This is a genomic window from Burkholderia sola (genome assembly GCF_905400185.1).
Lineage (GTDB): Bacteria > Pseudomonadota > Gammaproteobacteria > Burkholderiales > Burkholderiaceae > Burkholderia > Burkholderia sola.
In genome coordinates this window covers 395,827-416,122 of sequence record NZ_FR989675.1, presented here as the reverse complement: position 1 = coordinate 416,122, position 20,296 = coordinate 395,827, and the positions used below count along the sequence as shown (strand labels likewise).

Below are 20,296 nucleotides of genomic sequence, written 5' to 3'. Positions count from 1 at the left end.
GTCACCCTCCTAATCACAACAGCAACTGAACGTGCCTTTCCAACTGCCGTTTTCCATTCGTTGTCCAATATCACGGAGAGCATTTTCAACATTGCCCCCCCTCTTCTCCACACCCTTAAGCACTTGATATATCAACTTATCATTATCGGTGCCGTGGACGTGAGCGCCAGCGTGGTAAGTACCGTCAGCCCGCGCAGCAACTCGTCCTGGGTGCCCCGGCACCTGTACTTGAGCGTTACCAGTACCCCACAAACGAGCGCCATTCGAAGCTGAGTCGATATCAATATCACTCCGCTCCAAAATTTCGCGTGACTTTTGCACGTGGCTATTTGGCAAGCTCTTGCGGCAATTCTCCTGAACGATGTGGTGTGGCGTTTGGCCTGGTTGAAGAGGTCTACCTGCTCGAGCGAGGTTTCGCCCAAGTCGGTCTGCTGTTAGACCGCGAGGGTCTATGCTGTCGACCGGATTGGCTGAATATTCATATCCGTTTGAGCCACCCGTTAGCCCAATTGGATCCGCCGACGTAAACCGTCCGAACGCAGGATCATAGTACCGATGCCGGTTGTAATGCAGCCCCGTTTCCGCATCAACCTGCTGCCCCTGAAACCGTAGCGAGTTCTTCGCCACAATCCCCGCCGCCTTCGACGCCCGCGCAATCACTTCCCGCGCTTCGCCCCAAGCCTTGTACGACGCTTCCCAAACCACATCGCCATCATCGTCCGTTAGAAGCTGCGGCGTACCAATCTGATCGCAGTGGTAATAGAACACCGCCGCATCGCCCCGCCGCTCCGGCACCTTCTGCAGCGGATCCTCCTCCGGCACATAGCGGTCGGTACTCGTCCATACCGGCGTCGCGATCCCCTCAACCGGCCCCGCCACATACTGCGCCAGCGGCACGAACGTCCCAGGCTCGTAAAGATAATGCGTGCCGCGCTCGCCATCACTCTCGTACGCCAGCGTGTCACCATCCCACCCGAACACCGTCCGCTCGCCGTTCACCTCCTTCGCAATACGCCGACCGAACGCGTCATAGAAATACCGTGCCTGACTCTGCCGCGACGTCTCGGCAACGCGCGCAGACAGCATGCGATTGAACTCATCCCACTCGTATTCCTGCTCACCCGCCGGCGTACGCTTGCGCACCAGATTCCCACGTGCGTCGTACTCGAAGTGCATCCCTGCATACGCCTTCAGCAGGTTACCGAGCACCTTCGGCACCTCGACCGGCAACGTACTTTCCGGCCGCACCGGGCTCGGACGCGATGCCGGCGTCTCCGCGGTCCGCACCGGATCGATGATGTTGCTCGCCGGATCGAATGCAAACCGTTCCTTCGCGATGGGACTGATCGCTTCGATCAACCGTCCGACCGGATCGTATCGATAGTCGGTCCCGCCCTTGCGGCTGTCCTCGATTCGCGACAACTGCCCCATCGCGTCATAGCGATACCGCCGCTCGGCAAGCGGCGCGGGTGACGTCGACCGCTGGATCGTCTGCTGCAGCACGCGTCCGGCCGGATCGTAGTGCGTGCGCTGCCCGACCTTGCTCGACAGCACGCGCACCGTCTCGCGATGAAGATCGTCACGCTCGAACTGCACGCGCTCCTCGCCATCGAGCAACATTCCGTGCACATGCCCCGACCCATACATCAACCAGTCGACCACGTGCCCATCCGGCCGAACCGTGCGCCGCCGATTGCCGAGTTCGTCGTATTCGTGATGCCACACGTGGCTGCGCCGGTCGCCGAACAGATCGTAGGCGTGATGTTCACGCACGAGATTGCCGACCGGATCGTAGGCAAACCGTTCCTGGCGATGCGCTTCAGCTGACCTTATCAATCAAAGTGAGACCAGCCGTGTGGCAACAATTTCGCCCCTAAATAACGCCAAGGGCCGCTCGCGCGACCCTTTTTCCTACACCGACAATTCAAAATACCAAATCAAGAAATCGTTAAATGTAGCCCAGCGGGCCGGGATCTTCCCTTTTATAAAATCATTTAGCACGGAAATATCAAGGTCGTAGACGGCACCATCGTCCTTGCCGTACAGGTACATTCCCTCGCCTTCATCCGACGTTAAAGCCAAATACTCTTCTGGAATACCGTACAGATTCCTAACATATTCCGTTTGATCCGGGATTGCGGGAATAGATGGCCCCTCGACATCAAGCAACTCCGCAACAGGTCGCGGGCTTATAAAGCTCCCCTGATACTTGAGATAGAACTGTCCAAAATCAGTATCTGAAGCAACGCCGAGGTCCTGAAGTGTCCTCATGGCTGTTCTCGGATCACTCCTAGCGATGTCGCCAGTAGATCCAGCCAGATACCGCTCGACTGTTGATGGAATCACAGATCGCATCCCCCCATTTTTTGAGACGTTCGCCTCTGCCACTCGATCTTGCCAGTATTGTTTTCGATCAATATCAAAGGCATCACGATCAATGGGAAAATCCGGATTCTTTTGATTGCCATACGGATGCAGTGCCTCGACGAATATCTCTCCGACTTTACCGACGAGGCTTACCACACAGATCGCAAGAGCAGCGAATGAGATCAAGCATAAACTTTGCGTAATGATTCTTGATTTTATCGAATGAAACATTATTTTCTAGTCCATTCGCCTCAAGCGACTCAATCTCATTCACCCCCAATGATCACTCATTCCTTCACTTCGTCACACACTCCCAATTTCCGCATCACTTGAGCACAAAAGGGACAGAACTTCAAATGATCCCATCCTTTCAAATAGTTGTTGATGTTGCGTCTTGAGCAATATCTTTCAACGCATCAATTGACTTGACATTATTGCCTGCAGCAATTTAACTAAGCGAATCGAGTTCCCCACAACAACCATGAGCAAATGGAGAACGCGGATCCTCAGGAACAGCGCCGTAAATATCTTGGGCTACCGGATGCTGAATTTCGCCTCCGCCCGCATTCTCGCTATAATCCACTCCGCACGGCGGCGGCAGAGGACGGTTGCAGCATAGACAATCCCTTACTACAGCATCATTTTGCGAACCTGAACGTCGTCGGCAATGACCGTTAATAATGGTTCGTCGGTCCAGGCGGAAATAAAGCTGAACTCCCTGAACCCACCAACCGGCTCCTCCACCGCGATGCATACTTCCGAGAGAAATGAACTCGCGGAACTTTCCGCCAAATGAGACAAATCCTGCTCCTCCGGCGAAAATGCCTTCATCCCAAGGACCCTATGGAAGATCACATCAAAGGCTCCGTGGTCAGTTTTAACTGAGACGGCCAGGCTGTTCCCCTGGTAAGAGAATGCTTCGATCTGACCATCCGCGACAAGAATTTCGCTACCTTTCACTTTTACCCTCCCGGAAAATTTTCTCCCGGAGTAAAGCCAGTGCCACTTCCTGGCGTATAACCATCCGGTTTTGATTTGCTTATAGCCCCGCGACGCGCGGCTTGGCCCCAGCTTAGACCATCTGGCTTCGTTTCAACATGGTAATGCGCGCCATGATGACGTGGATTGAAGCCCCGCGAACATGGACACAACCCTTCTGGATGGCTTTCATAGCGAATACGTGTGTTGCTGTTCGGGAACCACGTATATCGAGGCGTTCCATCCGGCGTCGCGCCAATCTTAGGATCGACACCCAGGACTTTGGTCATATCATCTGGATTCGAGGGGAACGTGCCAGTCAACCCAAGTGGATCAATCCAAGTGATTGGATTCGGCGCGTACTGGAAGACGTTGATGCCACCGGCTAGACCGATTGGATCGTTCGATACGAAACGCCCCGAACTCGGATCGTAGTACCGATGCCGGTTGTACGCGAGCCCTGTCTCATCATCGAACTGTTGCCCCTGAAACCGCAGCGGATTCCTCGCCACAATCCCCGCCGCCTTCGACGCCCGCTCAATCACCTCCCGCGCTTCGCCCCAAGCCTTGTACGATGCTTCCCACACAACGTCGCCGTCGTCGTCCGTCAGCATCTGCGGCGTACCGATCTGATCGCAGTGGTAATAGAACACCGCCGCATTGCCCCGCCGCTCCGGCACCTTCTGCAGCGGATCCTCCTCCGGCACATAGCGGTCGGTACTCTTCCACTCCGGCGTCGCGATCCCCTCGACCCGCTCCGCCACATACTGCGCCAGCGGCACGAACGTCCCCGGCTCGTAGAGATAGTGCGTGCCGCGCTCGCCATCACTCTCGTACGCCAGCGTGTCACCATCCCACCCGAACACCGTCCGCTCGCCGTTCACCTCCTTCGCAATACGCCGACCGAATGCGTCATAGAAATACCGCACCTGACTCTGCCGCGACGTCTCGGCAACGCGCGCAGACAGCATGCGATTGAACTCATCCCACTCGTATTCCTGCTCACCCGCCGGCGTACGCTTGCGCACCAGATTCCCGCGTGCGTCGTACTCGAAGTGCATCCCTGCATACGCCTTCAGCAGGTTACCGAGCACCTTCGGCACCTCGACCGGCAACGTACTTTCCGGCCGCACCGGGCTCGGACGCGATGCCGGCGTCTCCGCGGTCCGCACCGGATCGATGATGTTGCTCGCCGGATCGAATGCAAACCGTTCCTTCGCGATGGGACTGATCGCTTCGATCAACCGTCCGACCGGATCGTATCGATAGTCGGTCCCGCCCTTGCGGCTGTCCTCGATCCGCGACAACTGCCCCACCGCGTCATAGCGATACCGCCGCTCGGCAAGCGGCGCGGGTGACGTCGACCGTTGGATCGTCTGCTGCAGCACGCGTCCGGCCGGATCGTAGTGCGTGCGCTGCCCGACCTTGCTCGACAGCACACGCACCGTCTCGCGATGAAGATCGTCACGCTCGAACTGCACGCGCTCCTCGCCATCGAGCAACATTCCGTGCACATGTCCCGAGCCATACATCAACCAGTCGACCACATGCCCGTCCGGCCGAACGGTCCGCCGCCGATTGCCGAGTTCGTCGTATTCGTGATGCCACACGTAGCTGCGCCGGTCGCCGAACAGATCGTAGGCGTGATGTTCACGCACGAGATTACCAACTGGATCGAAGAAGAACTGCACGCGGCTGTACCGATTCACCGCGTCGATCAACCTGCCGCTCGGATCGTAGGCAAACCGTTCCTCGCTTTCCCCCGCGACGCGCTTCAGCAGTCGGCCGCTTACATCGATGTCGACCGACGTCACGCAACCCGCTTCATCGATCGAAATAAGACTGCCGCTGTCCGGATCGTACTGATAGCGCGTCGACTTGCCGTCAAAGCCGATTTCCTCGATCAACCGCCCCGCAGGATCGTAGTGAAACTGATACGTCGAAAAGTTCGCATCGGTCAACGCGGTCAAGCGCCCGAGACGGTCATAGCGATACGCGACCGTCTGCCCGAGCGCATCGGCGCGACTCGCAATGCGACCGACCGCATCGTAGCCATATCGCGTCGAACGATTGAGCTGGTCCGTATGCCGGAGCAAGCGGCCTTCAGCATCGTATTGGAGCTGCTCGACGCCGGCAGGCGAGCGAACTTCAGTCGGCTGCCCGTTCGGTCCGTACCGATAGGCAGCCACACCGCCGGCCGCGTCCTTTGTCTCGATCACACGCCCGATGTCGTCGTAGCGCCACTCCGTCTTCTTTCCGGAGCAGTCCGTATAGCTCGTCATCTGCCCGGCATTGTTGTACTCGATCGTCTTCGAGCCGCCCTTTGCGTCGATGATCTGCGTCGGCAAACCCTTGTCGTTGTATTCGTACTTCGTCGAATGCTCGAGCGGATCGATTTCCTCGACGAGGTTTCCGGCATCGTCATATTTGCGCTGCCACACATGCCCGTTCGGATCGACGAGCCGGATCATCTGATCCTTGTCGTCATACGCCATCTCGACAACGCTGCCGTCCGCCCGTTCGTGCTGGACCAGATTGCCGCGCGCGTCGTATTCGCGCCGCTCGATGCTGCCATCCTGCCGGATATGCAATACCAGATTGTGGTGGGCATCGCGCCGGAACCACTCCTGGTTACCGTCCGGATACACGATCCGGTACACGTAGCCGTGGATGTTGAAGTAGTACCGCGTCGTCTGACCGAGGGCATCGGTCACGTAGGTCAGGCGGATGTTCGGATTCCATGCGAGCCGAAGATCGAGACTCCCGTCGTCGGCGTATTCGCGAATACATTTCGCGTCTGCGTTGTCTTCAGCATCCGCGCCATCCCATTCGAGCGTCATCCCGCGGCCCGTGCGATCGGTATAGCGCGTCACCAGGTGGCGGTGATATTGATACGTCCGCGCGTTGCCATGACGATCGACCGCGCGCACGAGATCGCCGTTCGCATCGTATTCGTAGCGAGCCAGCGTGCGACGCGCACCGTCCTTGAGCACATGCTCGATCTGTACGATCCGGCCATGCCGGTCGTGCTCGAACGCGAGCACATTGCCGCTCGCATCGATCACGCGTGCAACGCGATCAAGCGCATCGTAGTCGAGCGTGATCGTGTTGCCGGCACGGTCCTTCTGCATCGCGAGCCGGAACGCGTCGCCACGGCGCTCGTATACATGCAGCGCGTCATGGCCGTATGCGATCGTCACCCACGTATCGTCGAGCCGCGACAGCGTCAGATTCTCGGACAGATCATCGTGCGCCGCGCCGGCCGCCAGTGCCGGATACTCGATGCTGCGCCCTTCCACATCGCGATAGATCCACTGACCGTTCTTGATGTCGATTCGCGTCGTGTACGGCGTAATCCACCGCGCGCCCAGCTCTCCGTTGTCATAGGCCGACAGCCGGGAGCGATACGTACGCTCCCAAACGAGCGGCATGGCGCCCGGCAGGTCGAAATCCACGTGGGAGAACGTTTCGTCACCGAAAGCGAAGTCGATCGATGCCGGCGATGCCCCGACCCCACACGCCTTGCACGTGCTCTTCCCCGGCCCTTCGGCCGGCGCTTGCCCCTCCGTTTTCTCGAGCCCCTCCTGCCCGCGCGTCTTCTTCGCCTGGCTTTTCCCGCTCGCCTTGACGTCCGCAGTCTGCTCATGAAGCTTCGCACGTGCCTTCACCCGCCCGACCGCCTCGATCAGCTGCACGACCAGCCACATCATCTTGCCTTCCTCGCTGCCGGCGAGCGAACGGATCGACTTCGCGATCTTCGGCGCCTCGGTCCGAAGGAAGGTCACCGTGCTGCGAAACGGCTCGAGCCACGCATCCGGCGCAAGTTTCGCCGCCGTGCCCGCCGCCTTGTTGACAACCTTCTTCCCCAGCGCCTTGGTCCCCTCGTACGCGAACTGGATGCCGTCACCGACCCGGCTCGGGCTGTACCACGGCCGGTTGTCCGCCATCTTCTGCGCAAGCTGTTGCTGGCGTTTCAGATTGGCGTTGGCATCGAAGAGCTGTCCGTGCAGCGCTTTGTCCATGCCGGTCGCCAGCGCGATCATGAGCTCCTCGGCTTTCGACGCGCATCCGTCGAGCAGTTCGACGAGGCCAGCCTTCAGCTTGTTCAGAAAATCCTCGATCTCGGTCGCGCAGGTCGCATTGATATGCGTGACCAGCACGGAGATGATCGCCGCGCCGAGATTGTTGCGGGTCGCCAGCAATTCGTGACGGACGAGCGCGAGCAGCGGGCGCGCGGACATCCGGAACGGCGCGAGTGTCGGCGGAATCGGAATGATGCCGAGCAGGTTGATCGCAAGGCTCATGTAGTCGAGCACCTGGCCACCGCGCTTCTCGACGATTTCGGCAATATCACCCAGCGCGTCGACCATCGCCATGATGTTGCCGACGATCGGTACGGCGCCGGCAAACGTCTTCACGTCCTCGAACGTGATGTGATTGCCGCTGATACGGCGCAACCATGCGTCGAAGCGGTTGCCGACCGCCGCGACGTCCTTGGCGGAAACATCGCTGAGCCACGTAACAGCCTGTTCCTTCTCCGCGCCCGGTGGAAGTTGTTGTGCCATGTCGTTCTTCGTTCAATTCGTATTTTTTAAAGACGGCCGACAAGCCGCCCTCTCAGGATTTCAGCGGTCCGCCAAACCCGCTCGTCGGCAGCTTCATACCTGTCGCGCCCGCGGCCGACGCCACGGTCGTGGCGCCCTTGCCCGCGATGCCGGCGACGCCCGGCAATGCGCTCTGCAACGCGCCCGACGCGGCATTCGCAGCCGGCGCGGCAAGCGCGGCAAGCCCGCCCTGACGGGCGGCCTGAACCATCCCGGCCACCTGCTTCGCCGCACCGCTCAGGGTCGAGGCCGTCTGCAACGCCGACGCAACGCCGGCTCCGCCCAACGCGGTCGCCGCAGCCGGCAATGCCGAGCTCGCGAGCCCGCCGAGGGCCGCGCCCGCGCTGCCGCCGCTCACCAGCCCCATCGCCGCCGTCGTCGCGGCCGGCGCCATCCCCTGCAACTGGCTCGCGAGCTGTCCGCTCGCCGCGGCCTGCGCGGCTTCCGCCGACGGTTGCACGGGCTCCGCCGGCCACTTCGCCTGCTTGAAATAGTTCGCCGGCTGATCCGACTCGCGTGGGTCCTTCCCGAATTCGACGCGCACCGCGCCGGGTGGCAACCCGCTCACAACCGTATGACCGCTGTTGTCGAGTGCGCCTTTCTTCAGCACGGCGCCGTTCACGTCCTTCACCGTGAACAGTCCGCCTTTCACCGCCTCGCCGTTCACGTACTTGTGAAACAGTTCGAGCTGCCCCGGCTGATCCGGCCGCGGGCTCGGCAACGGATACCCCATGCTCGCCGGACCCGCGAACGTATGCGACGCCCCCTTCACATCGATGGCGCCCGGCGCATGAATCTCGATGTTGCCGTCCTTGATGCGGATATACCCGCCGCCGCTCGTCAGCAAAATGCCCTGATCGGCCGCGATCTCGATCCGGTCGGTTGCGGACACAACCTTTACCGCCTTCTGCGCGGTCACCTCGACGTTGTCCGACTGCGCCTGGATCTCGACCTTGCCCTTGCCCGCGAACAGCTTCATCCCCGCGTTCTGCACGAACAGGCTCAGCTTCTGCCCGATGCTGCCGATCAGCGACTTGCCCGCCGCGACATGCACGCTTTGCCCGCTCGCGACGTTCACGTGATCGTTCGCGACCACGTGCACCGACTGCTGCGTCGACATCCCGATCCCCGACGGGCTGCCGAACAGCATCACCGGTTCCTTGAATGCGTTCGCGCTGCCGGTGCCGCCGCCCGCCGTACGTCCGCCGGACGCGTTACCCGACGCACTGTCCTGCGTCGCGTCGGTGAACGCACGCATCGTGTCGTGCGCTTCCTTCAGGCTTTCCGCCTGATGCTGCTCGCTCACGCCCGACATCGCTTCGATCAGGCTCTCGCCCGTCACGAGCTGCTGCTGCGCTTCCTTCACGTCGAGCGGCTGGCTGTTCGCCGCCTTCGGATGGGTCGTGACGTACAGGCCCTGGCTCGCCCGCACCGCGCCGTACGCATCCGAGCGCAAGTCGAACCCGCTGCCGAGATACGACCCGCGCGAATTGCCGCTCTGGTCGATGATGTAGCCGAGATGCAGCAGGCTGTTCGCGCTGCTGCTCATCAGCTGCACGCGGTTCTGCCCCGTCGCGTCGTCCATCACGAGCTGGTTGTAGCCGCCGCCCGAATACTCCTTCGACCGATACCCTGACAGAATCCCGTCGCTATGCCACTGCGGCTGGTTCGCGCCGTTGTACACGCGCCCGACGGCCAGCGGTCGGTCGCAATCGCCGCCGACATAGTCGATCAGCACTTCCTCGCCGATGCGCGGCACGTGCACGCCGCCGTAGCCGCCACCCGTGTCCGACTGCACGACGCGCACCCAGCACGACGCGTTTTCGTTACCCGGGTTCAGGCGATCCCACACGAACTGCACGCGGATCCGGTTCAACTCGTCGGTATAGACTTCCTCGCCCTGCGGCCCGACGACGATCGCCGTCTCGAGATGCATCTTCGGCTTCTCGTGTTCGAACGGGCTGCGATACGGCACGCTGACGCGCTGCGCTTCGACCTCGACGAGATAGAAGCCGACCGAGCCGTCGTCGTGCTGCACGCGAAACGCGGGGTCGGCGCCATAGCCGTCCTGCGCCTGCGTCAGCGCATCGCGCAGGCTGTACGGGAAGTCCGCACTGCTGTTGGCAACGGGCAGGTTGTTCTCGATCCACCATTCGACGCCGATCGTCGCGAATTCGCGCTGATCGGCCGGATCGCGATCGTGTTCGGGATGGTCCGCCAGCGTGAAGCGCCGGCCGGCATCGATCGCACGCACGCCGCCCGCGCCGTGAAAGCGCTTCGCCTCCGACTCCCACTGCTCCATCCGGATCTTCGTCAGATGGTCGCCGCGCGTCTGGTCCAGATAGGTGTACGCACCGGTGTATTCGTAGACTTCGAGCTGGTCGGGCAATTCACCCTGGCCAGCCATCGTCGGCAGCGTCGTGCCCTTCGGGTTCGACGGTTGCGACGGATTCTTGTAGTCGAACGTGCGTGTCGATCGGGCCACGCTCTGCAGCGTGCGCGTGCCCGACCATTGCGTGAGCGCGTCGGCTTCGCTCGCCGCGCCGCCGTGATAGAAGCGCACGGCCTGCGGCGACAGCGGCGCAAACGCCTGCAGGTTGTCGGTGATCACGAGCGTATGCGACTTGCCGTCGTCGGCCTGCTGCCAGATGGTGTAAAGGCCTTCGCTCTCCATCAGCCGATGTACGAAATGCCAGTCGGTGTCGTGCTGGCGCGTGTACGAACGGTTCGGCAACGGCTTCGACAGCGCAAAGCGAAAATGGCCCTTCGCCTGCGGATGCTGGTCCAGCACGTCGCTGATGATCTGGTCGACGGTCGTATCGTTCCAGATCCGCTGGTCGCGACGGAACTTCAGGAAATGGGTGAAATCGGCGAACGTGAGCTGATAGGTCGTGAGCCCGCCGTCGGCGCCCAGACGACGCGCGGTGTGCACATAGCCATTCACCGGCCGGTAGCTGCGATCGCCCTGCTGGATCCACAACGTGACTGGCTGCGCGATCAGCTTTTTAAGCTCCAGATCGCTGTCGGTCGACAGCACGTCCAGCGTGAATTCGTACGCGCGCCCGATGCGTGAGCGGCCGACCGCCCGCTGCACGGTCAGCACGTTCGCCCCCAACGGGGTGTCGAGCTTCAGCAGCCGGTCCTGCTGAAGCAACCCGCCGCGCAATGCGGCAACAGTGTTCTGCATGTTCATGGCAACGGCCTTTTCTTCTTTTGACGCGCCCTCGGATGGCGCGCTGAGCGATTTCGCTCGCGCGATTTTACAGACAAATTACGGCCCGAATCGGAAAAATGACCTGATTTAAAAGACTATTTTTAAGCGGATTCCGAATGCCCGCGGCGAACGCTCGAACAGGCAGGCGCCGTGCACAGCGGTTGCCGTCACACTGCATTGCCGCCTTCAATCCGCTGAAATCGAGTGCAATCAGGGCCAATTCGACTTCCGGTGCGGCGCGGTTGCGAGTAGTGTCTACGTGCCCGTATTGCGGCCCACCGAGGCCGGTCAGCGCCCGGTGCCCGGCACTCACCACAACACCCTGCTGACCACTGGAGATCTGCGATGAAACGTTCGAAGTTCCTGCTGTCGGGCCTGCTGCTCGCGTCGGCCCTCGGCTTCACGGCCGTCGCCGCGCACGCGGACGACCTGCTCGATTCCGTGAAGAAAGCCGGCGTGCTGCGGGTCGGCCTCGAAGGCACGTATCCGCCGTTCAACTCGCGCGGCACGTCCGGCCAGCTCGAGGGCTTCGACGTCGACGTCGCGAACGCGGTCGCCGGCAAGCTCGGCGTGAAGACACAGTTCGTCCCGACGGAATGGAGCGGCATCATCGCGGGGCTGCAGGCCGGCAAGTTCGACGTGATCGTCAACCAGGTCACGATCACGCCGCAGCGCAAGGAGGCGCTCGACTTCAGCGAGCCGTACACGTACTCGGCCGCGCAACTGATCCAGCGCAAGGACGACACGCGCAACTTCAAGTCGCTCGAGGATTTCAAGGGCAAGAAGCTCGGCGTGACGCTCGGCACCAACTACGACCAGATGGCGCGCAGCGTGCCGGGCATCGAGGTGCAGACGTATCCGGGCGCGCCGGAGAAGCTGCGCGACCTCGCCGCGGGTCGGATCGAGGCGACGCTCGACGATCGGCTGATGCTGCCGTACATGATCAAGACGTCGAACCTGCCGCTGCGCTCGGGGGCGGTGCTGAACGGCGGCAAGCAGGAGATGGCGATCCCGTTCCGCAAGGGCAACCCGAAGTTCGAGAAGGCGATCAACGATGCGCTCGAGTCGCTGCGCAAGGACGGCACGCTGAAGAAGATCTCGACGCACTGGTTCGGCAGCGACGTGACGGTGCCGGTCGCGCAGTAAGCGGTTCGGCGCGCGCTCAATGCGTCACGCTTTTCGCTGCGGCGAAGGCGTGACGCGCAGATGCAAGCGTCTTGCCTCCTTCCTCCTCTTTTCCGTTTTCCGTCAGGCCGCCTCGTCGAAGCGGGCAAGCAGCATCTGGCCAATCGGCGTCAGCGCCGGGCGCGCCGCTATCTCGTCTACGCGTACCTGCGTGTCGTCGACCAGCTGCTTTTCGACGAGCACGGCGAACGCCGGGTTCGCGAGGTCGACACTGTCGGGCGCGCGCGCAATGCGCAGCAGCATAGAGAATTCATGCGGACTCAACATGGTCCATGTCTCCTGATCGTCCGCGATGCATTCGATCGGCGTCGATCACGTTTTCGAATGGAATGGATGGGAGGCCGAAGCCGATGCGCTGCCGGGAGCGAGATCCCGGGTGATCCTGCGCGACGCGGGCACGGCGTCGGATGCGATCACGCACACCCCGATCGCGACAATGCTGCCGCGGCGGGAACGTGCAACATTAGAGATGCGGCGTGACGCGGGCGTGACAAGAAAAAGGGGAGAACGACAGCGCTCGCGACATCACGGCGCGCAGCCCCATGAACGAAAAAGGGGTTACGGAAAACTCCGTAACCCCTTTTCGGATTTGGTGCCGGCTGCAGGACTCGAACCCGCCACCTGATGATTACAAATCAACTGCTCTACCAGATGAGCTAAGCCGGCGTAGCGCGAGATTCTACCTCATTTCACGATCTTGAGGCGAGGTCTGCTACCGCCTTTCGAGCCGTCGCCGTCGGTTTTCGGCGGTTCGTCGACGCCTTCGGACGGCTCCTCGTTCGCCCCGCTGTCGGCGACGGGCGCCAACGGCGGTACGGACTCGTCGCGCTGCGCGTCATCGGCCAGCGCGGCGTCATCGTCGAACGCACCCGAATCCGCACCCTCGCCTGCGACCGCATCGACCTGAAACGCCATGCCCTGCCCGTTCTCTCGCGCGTAGATCGCGAGCACGTTGGCCACCGGAATCTCGATCTTGTGCGCCTTCCCGGAGAACCGGGCCGTAAACTCGATCCACTCGTTGCCCATCTGCAACTGGCTCGTCGCCTCGAAGCTGATGTTGAGCACGATCTCGCCGTCACGCACGAACTGACGCGGCACGCGCGTCGAGTTGTCGACCCTCACCGCGATATGCGGCGTGTAACCGTTATCGGTGCACCACTCGTACAACGCGCGCAGCAGATAAGGCTTCGTTGAAATCTCTTGCATCACAATCCTCGAACCCGGAGCGGGCGCGCGGCACGCCGCCGCCCGCTCCGTCATGCCTTCATTGCAACATTAACGACGCATGACCTTTTCGGACGGCGTCAGTGCTTCGATGTAGGCCGGACGGCTGAAGATCCGTTCGGCGTACTTCATCAGCGGCGCGGCGTTCTTCGACAGCTCGATGCCGTAGTGATCCAGGCGCCACAGCAGCGGTGCGATCGCGACGTCGAGCATCGAGAACTCTTCGCCGAGCATGTACTTGTTCTTCACGAAGATCGGCGCGAGCTGCGTCAGGCGATCACGGATCGCGAGGCGTGCCTTCTCGTGATTCTTCTCCGCCGCCTTGCCCTTCTCGTTCTCGAGCGTGCTGACGTGGACGAACAGTTCCTTCTCGAAGTTGAGCAGGAACAGGCGCGCGCGGGCGCGCTGCACCGGGTCGGCCGGCATCAGTTGCGGATGCGGGAAGCGCTCGTCGATGTACTCGTTGATGATGTTCGATTCGTACAGGATCAGGTCGCGCTCGACCAGGATCGGCACCTGACCGTACGGGTTCATCACCGAAATGTCTTCCGGCTTGTTGAACAGGTCGACGTCGCGGATTTCGAAGTCCATGCCCTTCTCGAACAGCACCAGCCGGCAACGCTGGGAGAACGGGCAAGTTGTGCCGGAATACAGAACCATCATATTTGCGTTTCCTCAAAAAAGCCGAGGGCCGGCACGCGGCGAAACCCCTTTCACGGGTTCCGCCTTGCGCCGGCCCCACGCCGGTCAGGCGTGTTTACTTGATATCTTTCCAGTACGCGGCATTGAGCCGCCAGGCCAGGAAAGTCAGGACACCGAGAAAGATCAGCACCCACACGCCGAGGCGCTTGCGGGTCTGCTGGGCCGGCTCGGACATCCATGTCATATAGGCCACCAGGTCGGCCACCGCAGCATCGTAGTCGGGCGACGACAGCGTGCCCGGCGTGACCTGCTGGAAGCCGACGAGCACGTGGGCCTTCTCGCCCGTCTCCTCGTCCGTCTTGTCTTCGAATTTGGCAACGCGCTGCCCCTGCAGCTGCCACAACACATGGGGCATGCCGACGTTCTCGAACACCGCGTTGTTCCAGCCGGTCGGCCGCGTATCGTCGCGGTAGAAGCTCCGCAGATACGTGTACAGCCAGTCGCGGCCGCGCGCACGCTCCTCGACCGACAGGTCGGGCGGCGTGGTGCCGAGCCAGTTCTTCGCGTCGTCGGACCGCATCGCCACGGACATCGTGTTCCCGACCTTGTCGGTCGTGAACAGGAGATTCGTTTCGATCTCCTTCTGGGATATGCCCAGATCCGTCAGACGGTTGTAGCGCATCAGGTTCGCGCTGTGGCAGTTCAGGCAATAGTTTACAAACAATTGCGCGCCGTGCTGAAGCGAAACGAGATTTTCCGTGTTATCGGGCGCCCGGTCGAGCGGAAAATTACCTTCCGCCCGCACGGCCGGTGCCGCCAGCAGCGCACAGGCGGTGGCCCCGATCAGCGCGAGTGTCGAAAGCAGTTTCTTCATGTCGTTCTCTCCTCGCTCACGTTAATGGGGCTTGAAGCGCACCCGTTCCGGCGGCTGCTTGAACGTGCCAAGCGGCGTCCAGACGGGCATGCCGAGGAAGAACGCGAAGTAGACCAACGCGCAGAACTGCGCGATCAGCGTCGCCGCCGGCGACGGCGGCCGCGTGCCGAGGAACGCGAGGGTCAGGAACGCCGCGACGAAGATCCCGAGGAACACCTTGTGGAACAGCGGCCGGTAGCGGATCGACTTCACCGGGCTGCGGTCGAGCCACGGCAGAAAGAACAGCGAGATCACCGCCGAGCCCATCACGACGACGCCCCAGAACTTCGACTCGGTCAGATACATGAACACGACGATCGCGGCGGCCAGCACCGGCAGCCCGATCTTCCACTTGCCGCGCGCGCGGATCAGCGCGAGCACGCCGAGCAGCGCGATCACGATCATCAGCACGATCTTGAACGGGTCGGTGGTCGCGCGCAGCATCGCGTAGAACGCGGTGAAGTACCAGACCGGCGCGATCTCGGGCGGCGTCTGCAGCGGGTTCGCCGGGACGAAGTTGTTCGCCTCGAGGAAATAGCCGCCCATCTCCGGCGAGAAGAACACGATCAGCGCGAACACCATCAGGAACACGCACACGCCGAGGAAATCGTGCACCGAGTAGTACGGGTGGAACGGGATGCCGTCGAGCGGAATGCCGTTTTCGTCCTTTTTCGCCTTGATCTCGATGCCGTCCGGGTTGTTCGACCCGACTTCGTGCAGCGCGACCAGGTGCGCGACGACGAGGCCGACCAGCACGAGCGGGATCGCGATCACGTGGAACGCGAAGAAGCGGTTCAGCGTGACGTCGGACACGACGTAGTCGCCGCGAATCCACAGCGACAGGTCCGGGCCGACGAACGGGATCGCCGAGAACAGGTTCACGATCACCTGCGCGCCCCAGAACGACATCTGGCCCCACGGCAGCAGGTAGCCGAAGAACGCCTCGGCCATCAGGCACAGGAAGATCGCGCAGCCGAAGATCCACACGAGCTCGCGCGGCTTGCGGTACGACCCGTACAGCAGCCCGCGGAACATGTGCAGGTAGACGACCACGAAGAACATCGACGCACCGGTCGAGTGCATGTAGCGGATCAGCCAGCCCCACGGCACCTCGCGCATGATGTACTCGACCGACGCGAACGCGAGCGTCGAGTCGGGCTTGTAGTTCATCGTCAGGAAGATGCCCGTGACGATCTGGTTCACGAGCACCAGCAGCGCGAGGGAGCCGAAGAAGTACCAGAAGTTGAAGTTCTTCGGCGCGTAGTACTCGGATACGTGCTTCTTCCAGGTGGACGTGAGCGGGAAGCGCTGGTCGATCCAGCCGGTGAAACCTGTCGTGGAGACTTCCTTGTTGTCGGCGGCCATCACGCTTCTCCTTTCTCGTCCTTGCCGATCACGAGGGTCGTCGCCGACGTGAACATGTAGGGCGGGATGTCGAGATTCTGAGGCGCCGGCTTGTTCTTGAACACGCGACCGGCGAGGTCGTAGGTCGAACCGTGACACGGGCACAGGAAACCACCCGGCCAGTCGTCCGGCAGGTTCGGCTGCGGACCCGGCGTGAAGCGTTGGCTGGGCGTGCAGCCGAGATGCGTACACACGGCCATCACGACGAGAATGTTCTTGCGATCGGCCCGTGCCCGATATTCGTTCGCGCAATACGCGGGCAACGGCATCGAATACGGGGATTTCGTGGTCGGATCGGCCACTTCCTTGTCGGCCTTGACCACGTCGGCCAGCATCGAATCGGTGCGATTCAGGATCCAGACGGGTTTGCCGCGCCACGGCACGGTGACCATTTCGCCGGGCTTCAGGCCACTGATATCGATCTCGACCGGTGCACCGGCCGCTTTCGCTTTCGCGGACGGCGCAAGCGACGCCGCGAAAGGTATGACGGTGGCTACGCCTCCTACGCCACCTGCTACGGATGTCGCAATCAGCCAGGTACGGCGGCCGCTGTCGACGCGTTTCTCTTCCTTGTCTCGCATCACACGCCCCACTTCTGAGTTGGATTTTCCGTCACGACTTTCCATTCCGCCGCTAGTTTGCGCGAATGGAGTCGCCATTTACAAGGCCCGGAGATGAAAATCCCTTCGAAGTGTTTGATAGTTAAGGGTTATCCCCCACTATCGGAGCGATTAAATCATTTCGCTTTTAAGCGGATGCTACATAGAGAAATTTCGATGCGCCGCCGCAAATCCGTCGCTCAGACCGGATTATGAATATCGATAAAAAGGTGTTCGAGATCGAATTCCTCGGACAAGTGGCGCCCCAGCGCCTGGATTCCGTAGCGCTCGGTCGCATGGTGCCCCGCCGCAACGAACGCGACGCCGCTTTCCGCGGCCGCGTGCGTGGTCGACTCGGACACCTCGCCGGTCAGGAACACGTCCGCGCCGGCGTCGATCGCGGCGTCGAAGTAGCTCTGCGCGGCGCCCGTGCACCACGCGATGCGGCGCAGCTGCGTGTCCTGATCGCCGAGCACGAGCGGTGTGCGGCCGAGCGTGCGCTCGACCTTCGCGACGAAATGCTCGAGCGTGACCGGCATCGGCAGCGTCGCCATCCAGCCGAGATCGCCTTCGCCGAAACGCTGCTCGCCGATCAGGCCGAGCTTTTCGCCGAGCTGCGCGTTGTTGCCCAGTTGGGGATGCGCGTCGAGCGGCAGGTGGAACGCGAACAGGTTCAGGTCGTTCGCGAGCAGCAGCTTCAGCCGCTGATACTTGCGGCCGGTGATCTGCGGCGCCTCGTTGCGCCAGAAATAGCCGTGATGGACGAGCACGGCATCCGCCCCCCATTCGAGCGCGGCTTCGAGGAACGCGACCGACGCCGTCACGCCGGTGGCGATCTTCTCGATCTTGCGGCGCCCTTCGACCTGGAGGCCGTTCGGGCAATAGTCCTTGAAGCGCGCGGTTTCAAGGGTATTGTTCAAGTACAATTCGAGTTCGATCCGATCCATATAAACCTCTAATCCATTCAGATGCTTAGACGCTTCTGGCTGTTCTTCGCGCAGGCGGTAACCATACTGCTCGCGCTGATGTTCATCGTCGTGACGCTCAAGCCGCAATGGCTGCAACGGCAAGGACAGCTCGGCAAGCAGCTCGCCACGCCGATCGTCGCGCTGCGCGAGGTCGCGCCGGGCATCGGCGGCGCTCCGGCGACCACGTCGTATGCCGAAGCCGCGCAGAAGGCGATGCCGGCCGTCGTCAACGTGTTCTCCAGCAAGGACGGCTCGCTGCCGCCCGACCCGCGCGCGAAGGATCCGCTGTTCCGCTACTTCTTCGGCGACCGCAACGCCCGCAAGCAGCAGGACGAGCCGGCCGCCAACCTCGGCTCGGGCGTTATCGTGAGCCCTGAAGGTTACATTCTAACGAACCAGCACGTCGTCGACGGCGCCGACCAGATCGAAGTCGCGCTCGCCGACGGCCGAACGGGCACCGCGAAGGTGATCGGCAGCGATCCCGAAACGGATCTCGCGGTGCTGAAGATCAACATGACGAACCTGCCGACGATCACGCTCGGCCGCTCCGACCAGTCGCGCGTCGGCGACGTCGTGCTCGCGATCGGCAACCCGTTCGGCGTCGGCCAGACGGTCACGATGGGGATCATCAGCGCGCTCGGCCGCAACCACCTCGGCATCAACACGTTCGAGAACTTCATCCAGACCGACGCACCGATCAACCCCGGCAACTCCGGCGGCGCGCTGGTCGACGTGAACGGCAATCTGCTCGGCATCAACACGGCGATCTACTCGCGCTCGGGCGGCTCGCTCGGCATCGGTTTCGCGATTCCGGTTTCGACCGCCCGCACGGTGCTCGAAAGCATCATCACGACGGGTTCGGTCACGCGCGGCTGGATCGGCGTCGAGCCGCAGGACGTCACGCCGGAAATCGCCGAGTCGTTCGGGCTCCAGCAGAAATCGGGCGCGATCGTCGCGGGCGTGCTGCAAGGCGGCCCGGCCGACAAGGCCGGCATCAAGCCGGGCGACATCCTGGTGAGCGTCAATAGCGAGGACATCACCGACACGACGAAGCTGCTGAACGTCGTCGCGCAGATCAAGCCGGGCACGCCGACCAAGGTGCACGTCGTACGCAAGGGCAAGCAGTTCGACGTGAACGTCGTGATCGGCAAGCGCCCGCCGCCGCCGAAGCAGACGCTCGACGAGCAGGACGGCGATAGCGAATGACGGTCGGCGGGCGGCACGCCGCCCGCCGGTCATGATGCGACGCGGAAACGGAAAAGGGCAGCCGGTTGGCTGCCCTTTTGCTTTGCTTCAAACGACGTCTGGTGCCGGAAGGTAGCTTTGCGATGCGCTGGCTGGCGGCCCACCGCAGTACCGGGCGCCTCCGGCCGGGCCGGAAAGCCGCCCCGGCGCCGCGCCGTCAACTCGCGGCTTCGCCGTTCCCCGCCTCGCCCTCTTCTACCGGCTTCTTCGGCACGAAGAACCGCGCGGCCAACAGGCCGATCTCGAACAGCACGATCAGCGGCAGCGCGAGCATCAGTTGCGAGAACACGTCCGGCGGGGTGACGACCGCCGCGACGACGAATGCGCCGACGATCACGTACGGCCGCATCTCCTTCAGCTTCTTCAGGGACAGCACGCCCATCCTGACGAGCAGCACGACGACGATCGGCACCTCGAACGTGACCCCGAACGCGATGAACATCCCGAGCACGAAGCTCAGGTAGTTGTCGATGTCGGTCGTCATCTCGGCGCCGAGCGGCGCGTTGTAATGCGCCATCACGCGGAAGATCGTCGGGAACACGAGGAAGTACGCGAACGCCATCCCGCACAGGAACAGCACGTAGCTGCTGCCGACGAGTGGCGTGACGAGCTTCTTCTCGTGCTGGTACAGCCCCGGCGCGACGAACGCCCAGATCTGATACAGCACGATCGGCAGCGCGATCACGAGCGCGACGAGCATCGTGACCTTCATCGGCACGAAGAACGAGCCGGTGACGTCGGTGACGATCATCTTGCCGTCTTTCGGCAGGTTCTCCATCAACGGCCGCGCGAGCAGCTTGAAGATGTCCGGCGCCCAGTACACGAGCCCGACGAACACGACGATCACGGCCAGCCCCGCGCGAATGATGCGATCGCGAAGCTCGACGAGATGGGAAATGAAGGTTTCTTCCGGGGCGTCGCCCGGGTTCTGCTGGGGGTCGCTCACACCGGCC

At 62.1% G+C, this 20,296-nt stretch carries 15 protein-coding genes, 1 tRNA gene and 1 pseudogene; 3 read left to right on the top strand and 14 right to left on the bottom strand.

Translation table 11 applies throughout. The features are described from left to right. Positions 1–9: 9 nt before the first annotated feature. The 5 genes and pseudogenes from KR541_RS01960 to KR541_RS01940 all read right to left on the bottom strand — a co-directional run. Positions 10–1,800, bottom strand: a pseudogene (locus KR541_RS01960) (RHS repeat-associated core domain-containing protein); the annotation flags it as partial. Positions 1,801–1,911: 111 nt separating this feature from the next. Beyond that, positions 1,912–2,553, bottom strand: a complete 642-nt coding sequence (locus KR541_RS01955) for an SMI1/KNR4 family protein (RefSeq protein WP_143328866.1) — start codon at positions 2,551–2,553, stop codon at positions 1,912–1,914. Positions 2,554–2,997: 444 nt separating this feature from the next. Further along, a complete protein-coding gene (locus tag KR541_RS01950) occupies positions 2,998–3,327 on the bottom strand; it encodes a hypothetical protein (RefSeq protein WP_050013109.1) in 330 nt (109 codons plus the stop codon). Positions 3,328–3,329: 2 nt separating this feature from the next. Continuing rightward, a complete protein-coding gene (locus KR541_RS01945) occupies positions 3,330–7,910 on the bottom strand; it encodes an RHS repeat-associated core domain-containing protein (RefSeq protein WP_080334216.1) in 4,581 nt (1,526 codons plus the stop codon). A 52-nt stretch (positions 7,911–7,962) separates the two neighbouring features. Further along, positions 7,963–11,142, bottom strand: coding sequence for a type VI secretion system Vgr family protein (locus KR541_RS01940; protein WP_216089325.1), 3,180 nt, complete (start codon positions 11,140–11,142; stop codon positions 7,963–7,965). 366 nt (positions 11,143–11,508) lie between these two features. On the opposite strand from KR541_RS01940, the gene KR541_RS01935 reads away from it, so the two are divergent. Then, positions 11,509–12,309 carry a cystine ABC transporter substrate-binding protein gene (locus KR541_RS01935; protein ID WP_050013111.1) on the top strand — a complete coding sequence of 267 codons (801 nt, stop codon included), beginning with the start codon at positions 11,509–11,511 and terminating at the stop codon, positions 12,307–12,309. A gap of 102 nt (positions 12,310–12,411) precedes the next feature. On the opposite strand, the gene KR541_RS01930 is transcribed toward KR541_RS01935, so the two are convergent. Continuing rightward, positions 12,412–12,615 (bottom strand): hypothetical protein, encoded by a 204-nt coding sequence (locus KR541_RS01930; protein WP_050013112.1) that lies wholly within the window; start codon positions 12,613–12,615, stop codon positions 12,412–12,414. A 25-nt stretch (positions 12,616–12,640) separates the two neighbouring features. On the opposite strand from KR541_RS01930, the gene KR541_RS01925 reads away from it, so the two are divergent. Continuing rightward, on the top strand, positions 12,641–12,973 hold the full coding sequence (locus KR541_RS01925; RefSeq protein ID WP_124594052.1) for a hypothetical protein: 333 nt from the start codon (positions 12,641–12,643) through the stop codon (positions 12,971–12,973). Here the strand turns inward: KR541_RS01925 and KR541_RS01920 are convergent. From KR541_RS01920 to KR541_RS01890, 7 genes are all read right to left on the bottom strand, one after another. After that, positions 12,939–13,014: transfer RNA gene (locus KR541_RS01920), tRNA-Thr, on the bottom strand. The two genes, KR541_RS01925 and KR541_RS01920, sit on opposite strands and share 35 nt — an antisense overlap. Positions 13,015–13,032: 18 nt before the next feature. Further along, on the bottom strand, positions 13,033–13,554 hold the full coding sequence (locus KR541_RS01915) for a ClpXP protease specificity-enhancing factor (RefSeq protein WP_050013113.1): 522 nt from the start codon (positions 13,552–13,554) through the stop codon (positions 13,033–13,035). 69 nt (positions 13,555–13,623) lie between these two features. Next, complete coding sequence (locus tag KR541_RS01910) at positions 13,624–14,235, bottom strand: glutathione S-transferase N-terminal domain-containing protein (protein ID WP_006400565.1); 612 nt, start codon at positions 14,233–14,235, stop codon at positions 13,624–13,626. Between the two features lie 94 nt (positions 14,236–14,329). Then, positions 14,330–15,088, bottom strand: coding sequence for a cytochrome c1 (locus KR541_RS01905; RefSeq protein ID WP_050013114.1), 759 nt, complete (start codon positions 15,086–15,088; stop codon positions 14,330–14,332). Between the two features lie 21 nt (positions 15,089–15,109). Beyond that, positions 15,110–16,492 carry a cytochrome b gene (locus KR541_RS01900; RefSeq protein ID WP_050013115.1) on the bottom strand — a complete coding sequence of 461 codons (1,383 nt, stop codon included), beginning with the start codon at positions 16,490–16,492 and terminating at the stop codon, positions 15,110–15,112. Next, positions 16,492–17,112 (bottom strand): ubiquinol-cytochrome c reductase iron-sulfur subunit, encoded by a 621-nt coding sequence (petA, locus tag KR541_RS01895; protein ID WP_050013116.1) that lies wholly within the window; start codon positions 17,110–17,112, stop codon positions 16,492–16,494. The genes KR541_RS01900 and petA overlap by 1 nt, the downstream gene beginning before the upstream one ends. A gap of 218 nt (positions 17,113–17,330) precedes the next feature. Continuing rightward, entirely contained in the window at positions 17,331–18,077 is a 747-nt protein-coding gene (locus KR541_RS01890; RefSeq protein WP_050013117.1) for a Nif3-like dinuclear metal center hexameric protein, read from the bottom strand. 21 nt (positions 18,078–18,098) lie between these two features. On the opposite strand from KR541_RS01890, the gene KR541_RS01885 reads away from it, so the two are divergent. After that, positions 18,099–19,304, top strand: coding sequence for a Do family serine endopeptidase (locus tag KR541_RS01885; RefSeq protein WP_050013118.1), 1,206 nt, complete (start codon positions 18,099–18,101; stop codon positions 19,302–19,304). 196 nt (positions 19,305–19,500) lie between these two features. On the opposite strand, the gene tatC is transcribed toward KR541_RS01885, so the two are convergent. Further along, positions 19,501–20,289 carry a twin-arginine translocase subunit TatC gene (tatC, locus tag KR541_RS01880; protein WP_050013119.1) on the bottom strand — a complete coding sequence of 263 codons (789 nt, stop codon included), beginning with the start codon at positions 20,287–20,289 and terminating at the stop codon, positions 19,501–19,503. Between the last annotated feature and the right edge of the window lie 7 nt (positions 20,290–20,296).

What these genes read in the sequence shown, in the direction of transcription:
- KR541_RS01945 (WP_080334216.1), bottom strand. Translation starts at nt 7,910, where the DNA reads ATGGCACAACAACTTCCACCGGGCGCGGAGAAGGAACAGGCTGTTACG.
- KR541_RS01940 (WP_216089325.1), bottom strand. Translation starts at nt 11,142, where the DNA reads ATGAACATGCAGAACACTGTTGCCGCATTGCGCGGCGGGTTGCTTCAG.
- KR541_RS01935 (WP_050013111.1), top strand. Translation starts at nt 11,509, where the DNA reads ATGAAACGTTCGAAGTTCCTGCTGTCGGGCCTGCTGCTCGCGTCGGCC.
- KR541_RS01930 (WP_050013112.1), bottom strand. Translation starts at nt 12,615, where the DNA reads ATGTTGAGTCCGCATGAATTCTCTATGCTGCTGCGCATTGCGCGCGCG.
- KR541_RS01925 (WP_124594052.1), top strand. Translation starts at nt 12,641, where the DNA reads ATGCATTCGATCGGCGTCGATCACGTTTTCGAATGGAATGGATGGGAG.
- KR541_RS01915 (WP_050013113.1), bottom strand. Translation starts at nt 13,554, where the DNA reads ATGCAAGAGATTTCAACGAAGCCTTATCTGCTGCGCGCGTTGTACGAG.
- KR541_RS01910 (WP_006400565.1), bottom strand. Translation starts at nt 14,235, where the DNA reads ATGATGGTTCTGTATTCCGGCACAACTTGCCCGTTCTCCCAGCGTTGC.
- KR541_RS01905 (WP_050013114.1), bottom strand. Translation starts at nt 15,088, where the DNA reads ATGAAGAAACTGCTTTCGACACTCGCGCTGATCGGGGCCACCGCCTGT.
- KR541_RS01900 (WP_050013115.1), bottom strand. Translation starts at nt 16,492, where the DNA reads ATGGCCGCCGACAACAAGGAAGTCTCCACGACAGGTTTCACCGGCTGG.
- petA (WP_050013116.1), bottom strand. Translation starts at nt 17,112, where the DNA reads ATGCGAGACAAGGAAGAGAAACGCGTCGACAGCGGCCGCCGTACCTGG.
- KR541_RS01890 (WP_050013117.1), bottom strand. Translation starts at nt 18,077, where the DNA reads ATGGATCGGATCGAACTCGAATTGTACTTGAACAATACCCTTGAAACC.
- KR541_RS01885 (WP_050013118.1), top strand. Translation starts at nt 18,099, where the DNA reads ATGCTTAGACGCTTCTGGCTGTTCTTCGCGCAGGCGGTAACCATACTG.